Origin of the sequence: Tunicatimonas sp., from assembly GCF_049647865.1 — a bacterium.
Classification (GTDB): Bacteria; Bacteroidota; Bacteroidia; order Cytophagales; family Cyclobacteriaceae; genus Tunicatimonas.
On the sequence record NZ_JBARYM010000903.1, the window covers coordinates 1 to 2096 of the forward strand.

At 44.8% G+C, this 2096-nt stretch carries 1 protein-coding gene; it reads right to left on the bottom strand.

Features of this window, described 5'->3' with window-relative positions; all coding sequences use genetic code 11:
* Nucleotides 1-222 precede the first annotated feature (222 nt).
* Nucleotides 223-2096: secretin and TonB N-terminal domain-containing protein (locus WBA23_RS25675; RefSeq protein ID WP_424585134.1), on the bottom strand; the 1874-nt coding region annotated here is incomplete at its 5' end.

A 2096-nucleotide genomic window follows, 5' to 3' on the forward strand; every position in this document is an offset into this window, starting at 1 on the left:
GTAATCTGCGGTGCCTACGGGTAGCCGACTTCGGATATAGCTCTTCGTACTGACGTACCGAATCTTCCCAACCCTGGGCGTAGCTACGTTGAGTAGGTCGTGGAGATTGTGGGACAGTATAGTTTCTTCTCATGGGGGAATACAATGAAAAACGGGTAATTGAAAGTGTATAGTTAATAATACTTACCGAATGGCAGATCGATGGGAAGGATTCGTTTAAGCTCAGAAGCGCAGACCTACGTTGAAGCCCGCCCACATCTGCACGTTAGTTTGATTATTATAAGTTTGGTTGAAGAAAGTGTAGGGAGCTAAATTACTGCCAATAGTACTGTCAATGTTCGGTAATTCCGATACTAGCAGATTGAAAGTAGGCGCAATAAAAACTCCGAAATGCTGAGAGAACTGTTTGGCAAAACCAAGACGAAACGTGCTAAGAAGGTTTAGTATATTGTTCATCTCAAAAATTTGATTTTGATCTCCGTAAACTTGTTGCCATAATAAATCAATAGACAGATCAGTAGTATGAGATAACGCGGTGACATGACCTATTCCGTAACCTACTCCGTAGCGGAAGTCAGTATCGGCAAATTGGGATCCGAATGAGAAGATATTGTAAAACTTCCTTACTCCTATTTTAAAAGCGACATTGGCGTGCATGGTTTCCCCGCCCCATACTTCTAACGCTCGATAGCCATTCTTGCGAACAATACTCAGAAAACCAATGGGTACTCCGTCAATGCTATCGGCTACGTTAAACACGCTGAGTTGTACTCCTTTCACATTGCGGGCTACGTTGATAAAGCCACTCCCCTGGAAACCTCGCACATCGCCGGAAGCAATATTCGCAAAACCAGCAATCTGAACTCCGTCTACATTGTGAGCATAATTTCCAAATCCGGTAAACTGTCCGCCTTTTAAGTGGCCAAGTGCTATGTTGGTAAAGCCGGATGCTTGCAGAGCATCCTCATCGGCATTTTGGGTAGCAATATTGGCAAAACCAGCCGCCTGCACTCCCCGAGTGAACCCAGTCGACAAATTCAGAAAACCCGCTCCCTGCACCCCTTCTAGTGAGTCTAGATTCATATTAAGAAATCCGGCAAACTGCCCTCCGTCTAATGTTCCACCGTTTAGGTTAATAAAACCGGCGGCTTGTACTCCCGTTACCTCGTTTTTCACCAAATTGAAGAAACCGGCGAACTGCGCCCCGTTCACGAAGTCGTTTTCTATATTTCCAAAACCCGAAGCTTCTACACCATCTAAGCCAGCAGCGTAGCCCACCAACATATGGAGCGATAGTCGGTTCACGTATTCTCCCGCTTGAAGTCCGTTGGTACTAAGGGGATAAATAAGACCGAAATGCACTAGACTCCTCTTGTAGGGCGAGTCATTCGGCATATGATTAAAGATGGCGTAGTTCATGCCCCGCCGAATGGTTCGAGTAATCTTCTCATATATTTTATCGTCTGACGAACCAGAACTGCTCTCTTGTTCAGCAGGCACTTCCGTAGCTTCTTCTTTTATTGAAGTAGTATCAGCAGATGATGCAGTTTGAACGGGTTCTTCGATTTTCTCTGAGCTTTGCACTTCTGGCTCCGATACGTCCACCGATGGTCGATCATTTTGAAGCTCATCATCTCGGGAATCGTCAGATGGTAATTCTTCATTCTGGGAATCATCCGTTTTAGAGTTTCTCTCCTCTTCTGGCATCCCATTATCTTTGGTAGAGGCAGACGGTTCCGCGGTCGGTACTTGATTGTCTGATTTTTCTGCGTTGGATGAGGAATTGGATTTAGATGTTTCTTCTATTTCTGGTTTCGCGACGGATTGCTCGGTCTTTTCAGTATCATTTTTTAGCACAATCTGACCGTTCACCAATTGATACGATAAAGACGTATTGCTAAGGGCAGTATCAAGTACTTGGCTTAAGGGAACATTCTGAAAGCTTAGCGTTACCAACTGCTCAACCGGTAATTCATTGTTGAGGTAAGCGAATTTTAGCCCGTATTGCTCCTGCAAATCAGTCAGAACTTCTTGTAGGGTAGCATTCTGGTAGGTGACCGACACCTTTTGTTGAAGAATATCGGTTTGGGGAGGAT